2 protein-coding genes are annotated in these 6,367 nt (G+C 38.4%); both read left to right on the top strand.

Features of this window, described 5'->3' with window-relative positions; all coding sequences use genetic code 11:
• Window positions 1-4,673 (top strand): non-ribosomal peptide synthetase (locus H7254_RS15925; RefSeq protein ID WP_301933907.1); only part of this gene is annotated, 4,673 nt, incomplete at its 5' end.
• Window positions 4,674-4,680: 7 nt separating this feature from the next.
• Window positions 4,681-6,367, top strand: a 1,687-nt coding sequence (locus H7254_RS15920) for a condensation domain-containing protein (RefSeq protein ID WP_301933906.1), incomplete at its 3' end; no start/stop codon positions are given.

Below are 6,367 nucleotides of genomic sequence, written 5' to 3'. Positions count from 1 at the left end.
GGGTAGACGACCAGGTTAAGATAAGAGGCTACCGTGTTGAACTGGGCGAAATAGAAAACATTTTACGCCAGTGTAATGGTATTGAGTTATGTGCCGTTATTGCCAAAGAAGATAAGGGGGGAGTTAAAAACCTGGTAGCGTATGTAACAAGTAATGGTTCTATTAGCACTCACAATGTAGAACAATACCTACAGGCTGCCCTGCCCGATTACATGGTGCCATCTGCTATAATTGAACTCGATGAAATGCCTTTAATGATCAATGGAAAGATTGATAAAAAGGCGTTGCCCGATCCTGATATGCAGCAAAATACATCAACTGGTTTTGTTGCTCCTGACACTGAGGCCGAGCAAAAAATGGCCGCTATCTGGTGCAATATTCTTGAAGAGGAAATCATCGGCGTACACGATGATTTTTTTGCATTGGGTGGTCATTCATTGTTGGCTGTTCGTCTTATTTCTGCAATAAGAAAAGAGTTCAAGATTGAAATTCCTATCAGTCATGTGTTTGACTTTCCAACCATTGCTTTACTTGCTGCAGAACTCAACACTCAAACAGACGTAAATCTTCTGCCTCCTGTTCAAAAAGCATCACCAAGACCAGAAAGAATTCCTTTGTCATTTGGTCAGGAGCGCCTATGGTTTTTGGACAAGTTACAAGGGAGTGTACAATACCATGTTCCTTTAGTGTTAAAGCTAAAAGGAGATGTTAAGACAGATGCCATTGCCTACTCCATTAAAAATATAATAGACAGGCACGAAGTGCTTCGAACGGTTTTTGAAGAAGATGAAGGTCAGCCATTTCAGCGGGTGATGGCTGTTGATAATTGGGAAATGTCTATAACCGACGGTTCAGGTTTTTTTGAAGGAAAGGATTTAACAGACTACGTTGAAAAAGTCATTAGTGTACCATTCGATTTGTCAAAGGATTTCATGTTAAGGGCCGAGATAATAAACATCCGGATTAATGAAAATATTTTGGTTTTGGTTTTGCATCATATAGTTTCCGATGCCTGGTCTAAAAATATTCTGGTGCAGGAAATAGTAAATTGCTATAATGAATTTACCGGCAAATCCATACACGTAACCAGTCCACCCTCCATTCAATACTCAGATTTTGCTATTTGGCAGAGAAATTATTTAAATGAAGCAGTTCTACAAAGCAAGCTGGATTTTTGGAAACAAAATCTGGAGGACCTTCCAATATTACAGCTTCCTACAGATTTTACACGGCCTGCAATTCAAAGCATAAATGGTTCACTACTCTCTGGCAGCATCAACAAAGAGATAACAACAGGATTACAAGCAATAAGCCAAACAAACAATTGTACTTTATTTATGACGTTGCTGTCGTCGTTCAACGTGTTGCTATATAAATACAGCAGCCAGGACGACATTTGCATAGGTAGTCCTGTTGCCGGTCGTCAGCAGATTGAGCTTGATAAATTAATTGGACTATTCGTTAACACAATCGTTTTTCGAACAAAAATTGATAGCAGTAACCATTTCATCAATCTGCTTCAACAAGTAAAAATTACTACCATAAATGCGCTCAATAATCAGGAGGCGCCTTTTGAAAAAGTAGTGGAAGCGGTGGTAAAAGAACGTGATCTAAGTAGAAGTCCGTTATTTCAGGTAGCATTTGTTTTAAGAAATATCGGGGAACTTTTAAATGTAGCGTTTTCGGGTATTAATCTTGAAGACATACCCTTTCAGCATAAGACTTCCATGTACGATATGGTGTTTTATGTAACAGAAACAGATAATACGTTAGACATCACCATAGAATACAACACCGATCTTTTCAGGGAACAAACCATGGGCAGGATGTTGTTACAATATCAAACCTTATTGGGCAACATATCAGCAAATCCATATCAGAAAATTGATGATTTGCAGGTGTTAACTCAATCTGATCATAATCTTCTGGATTCTTTCAATAATACTTACTGTAACTATCAAACCGGTAAGACTATTATTGATATTATTGAAGAGCAGGTTGAAAAAACGCCAAGCAGAATTGCTTTGGTTTTTAATGATGAGACTTTATCATACAAACAACTCGACGACCAAAGTAATCAGCTTGCCCACTTTCTAGTAAGCAAAGGGGTAGTTGCCGAAGCTGTTATACCCATTTGTATAGACAGAAGTTTGAACATGATGATTGGGCTTTTAGGGATAATGAAAGCCGGTGCGGCTTATGTACCAATTGATCCTGATTATCCTGAAGAAAGAATAGAACATATTTTGCAAGATACCAAAGCATCTATTATAATTTGTACTGCCTCTACAAGGGCTAAAATTAAAAGCGATGAGTACTTGTATGTTATAGAATTAGACAGTGATCAAGAAAGTATAGTATCCTTCCCTTCTTACAGATGCACCAAACACTTATTGCCTCATCATCTTGCCTATGTCATATACACATCTGGCTCAACAGGCAAGCCTAAGGGAGCAATGAACACACATGCCGGCCTGTACAATAGGCTGTCGTGGGCACAACAATACTTTAAACTTTCTGCCAACGATGTGCTGCTGCAAAAAACAACCTTTGCTTTTGATGTTTCCGTTTGGGAGCTGTTCTGGCCATTGATGGCAGGCGCAAGGCTGGTTTTTGCAAAAGTGGGTGGGCATAAAGACCTTCAATACCTAATAGAATTAATAGAAGCAAAAAATATAACTGTCCTTCATTTTGTGCCCTCGGTACTGGCAATATTTATGCAACAGCCAGGCATTCAAAATTGTACCAGCTTACAAAAAGTTTTATGTAGTGGCGAAGCCCTTAAACCTAACCATGTAAACTTATTTAAGCATACAATGCCTCTGGTTAAACTGTATAATTTATACGGGCCTACTGAAGCTGCCATTGATGTTACTTGCTGGGAAGTACCAGATGTACAAGAGGAAATAACAACTGTGCCTATAGGACGGCCGATAGCAAATACCAGGTTGCTTATTTTAGATAAGCATGGGGCAAAAGTGCCTATCGGCGTGCCCGGCGAATTACACATAGCCGGGGTTCAGGTGGGAAGGGGCTACCTTAACAATGAAACGTTGACTAATAAAAAATTTGTTCCTGATCCCTTTTCTATCGGAAAAAAAATGTATAAGTCAGGAGATCTTTGTAAATGGATGGAAGATGGAAATATAGAGTTTCTGGGAAGGTTTGATGACCAGGTGAAGGTGAGGGGATTTAGAATTGAACTGGGTGAAATAGAACATATGCTTGAGAAATCTGACTATGTAAAAAATGCGAAGATACTTGCTGCAACAGACGAGGTAAGCGACGATAAACACTTAACCGCTTACATAGAAATCAATGAAAAAAAATACCCGTTATTAGCTTCATATCAACAGTTAATACAAACCCCTCCCCTGTCAGCAACAGATCTAAAGATTTTACCCAATCACTTACCCATTTTTGGGTCGAATGACAACGAAATTGCATTTTTATATGATGAAATTTTTAAGGACGAAGTATACCTTAAACATGGTATTGTATTAAGTAGTAATAGCACTGTTATAGATGTAGGGGCGAACATTGGATTTTTCTCGCTGTTTGTTAATTTGTTAAGTAAGAACATACGGGTTTTTTCATTTGAGCCTATGCCCGATGTGTTTAAATATTTACAGGCTAATTTTAATTTATACCAGGTGCCTGGAAAAGTATTTCAATTAGCGCTTTCAAACAAAGAAGAAGAAATTGAGTTTTCTTACTTTCCGCAAATGACCATACTATCCAGCTTAAATGCTATAGAGGGTGATATAAAAAATGTATTAAAATCTTATCTGGTTAATAACAGCGACACAGAGCTCCTGACCGAAAATGAAATAGAAGAAATTCTTGATGTAAAATTAGCCAGTTCAAAAGTAAATTGTAAAGCAACAACCTTATCAACCATTATTCGCAACGAGGAGATTGACAAAATTGATCTATTAAAAATTGATGTGGAAAACGCTGAACATTTGGTGCTGGATGGCATAGAAAATGAACATTGGCATAAAATTGAAAATTTGATTATCGAAGTGCATGATAATGATGGCCGATTAAATAATATCAAAACTTTATTACAATCAAAAGGCTTTAACATTACAATCGAAAAAGAAAATCTTTTGTCGGGTAAAAATCAGCTGTACAACATTTATGCCCAAAGGCTGGTTGCTAACCAAATTTCGACCTCAGTTAAAATAGATCAAAACAGGGTAGCCGAATGGATGCATCCGGACGATTTTATAAAACGGATACAAAAAGGTTTGCATAAAACCTTACCCGAATATATGATTCCAGCTCAATTTATTTTGGTTGACAAGCTTCCTTTAAATTCAAATGGAAAACTGGATAGTAAGGCACTGGCAAGATTTAAGCCTTTGCAAAAAATGCTTAGACCTTATGTAGCACCTAAAACGCCAAGCCAGTCTAAGCTTACTGAAATTTGGAAAACCTTGCTCAGGAAAGACAAGATAGGAATTAACGATAGCTTTTTTGAATTGGGGGGTCATTCTCTTATGGTAATGAGAATGGTTTCCGCAATCAAAAAACAATTCTCCCTCGCTGTACCTATCCCGATAATATTTCAACTCAACAATATAGAGGAGCTGGGTAATTATATAGACTGGCAATTACACCAGATAGCCGAGGATCCATCTGAAACCTTAGAAGTTATTAATTTATAATGGTACTATGTTAGTTAATGTAATTAGCCTATTACAACGCGCTGGTAAAAACGGTGTAAAGGTTGGTGTAGCAAACGGAGAACTACAGGTTAGTTTTTCAAAAGGGCAAACTATTGACCCCGATCTTTTAGGACAGCTAAAAGCAAACAAGCAAAACATCATTAACTTTTTGAGCAACGATCAATTAAAGGCTCATATTGTAGATAATAATATTCTAGCATTGGTACCAGCCAATCGCTCCACCATACCTTTTATCCCATTGTCTTTTAGCCAGGAGCGGCTGCTTTTTATTCATCAACTTCAGGGGTCTGCCCATTATCATTTAAATGCTGTTTTTAAACTAAAAGGCAAAGTAGATAATCAGGCATTACAAAATGCATTCCGCCAGGTGTTGCAAAACCACGAAGTATTGCGCACCTGTGTTGGACAATATGGCAACAATTATTGCCAGATAATTAAAGATGAATTGGAGTGGAACCTTGGAATTACCGATGGTAGAAAATGGCCTGAACAGGAAGACCAGATAGTGAAAAAAATTGCTGAAATGGTGGGCAAGCCGTTTGATCTTTTTTCAGATTTTATGCTAAGGGCAAACCTGGTAACGGTAAATATAAATGAGGCTATTTTAATAGTGATCGTTCACCATATTGCTGCCGATGGATGGTCGTTGCCAATCATTGTGCAGGATCTGTCTTCAGCATATAATCGCTTGCTATCGGGCAAACAAAATATGGCAGAGAAGGAGTTGCCATTACAGTTTGCTGACTATGCTATATGGCAACACGAATACTTAAAAGATGCAGTACTAGAAAAAAAGCTTAATTATTGGGTTCATAAACTACAGAATGTTGAGGCAATTCAATTGCTAACCGATAAGCCCCGGCCTGCCATACAAACCAACAAAGGCGCATCTAAAAATTTTTTGATAAGCACAGCGATAACAAGAGATCTTAAAGCATTTAGCGTAAAATATAATACAACGCTTTTCGTTACCCTTCTGTCTGCCTTTAAAATTTTATTGTATCGCTATACTCATCAAACTGATATATGTGTGGGTACGCCCATTGCGGGCAGGCAGCACGATGAAGTTGAAGGCCTGGTAGGTTTTTTTGCCAATACTTTAGCGTTGCGTTCAAGTATAAGTCCTACGTATTCTTTTGTTGATGTAGTGCAGCAGGTAAGCCAAACTACTATGGAAGCCTATGAGCACCAGGACATGCCATTTGAAAAAATTGTTGACAAGGTTGCTAAGGACAGGGACCTCAGCCGGAGCCCAATATTTCAGGTAATGTTTGGGTTATTAAACCTGCCCACTTTACCTTCAGAGGGTTTGCAGGGCACCACCATTACCAGGCTGGTATTGCCAAATGAAACAGTTACGTACGAGTTAAATGTAGTTGCCAGCGAAACCGTGGAGGGATTGCAATTCGCGATTGGGTATTTCATTTCGCTCTTTGAGCCTAAAACAATAGAGAAATTAGGAAACCATTTTATCAGGTTACTTGAGGCGGCGGTTGCGCATCCTTTGGTAACCATTAATAATCTTAAATTATTATCTGCTTCTGACAAAAGCCAGCTTTTAATTGATTTTAATAGCACAGAAACTGTTCTTCCGGCAGTTCAAACCATCACTGGTTTGTTTGAAGCACAAGTGTTGGCTTCGCCGGAAGCCATCGCCTGCTTGTTTGAAAGAG

This window comes from Ferruginibacter sp., assembly GCF_014377975.1.
Taxonomy (GTDB): domain Bacteria; phylum Bacteroidota; class Bacteroidia; order Chitinophagales; family Chitinophagaceae; genus Ferruginibacter.
This window is presented reverse-complemented; position numbering and strand designations above follow the sequence as displayed.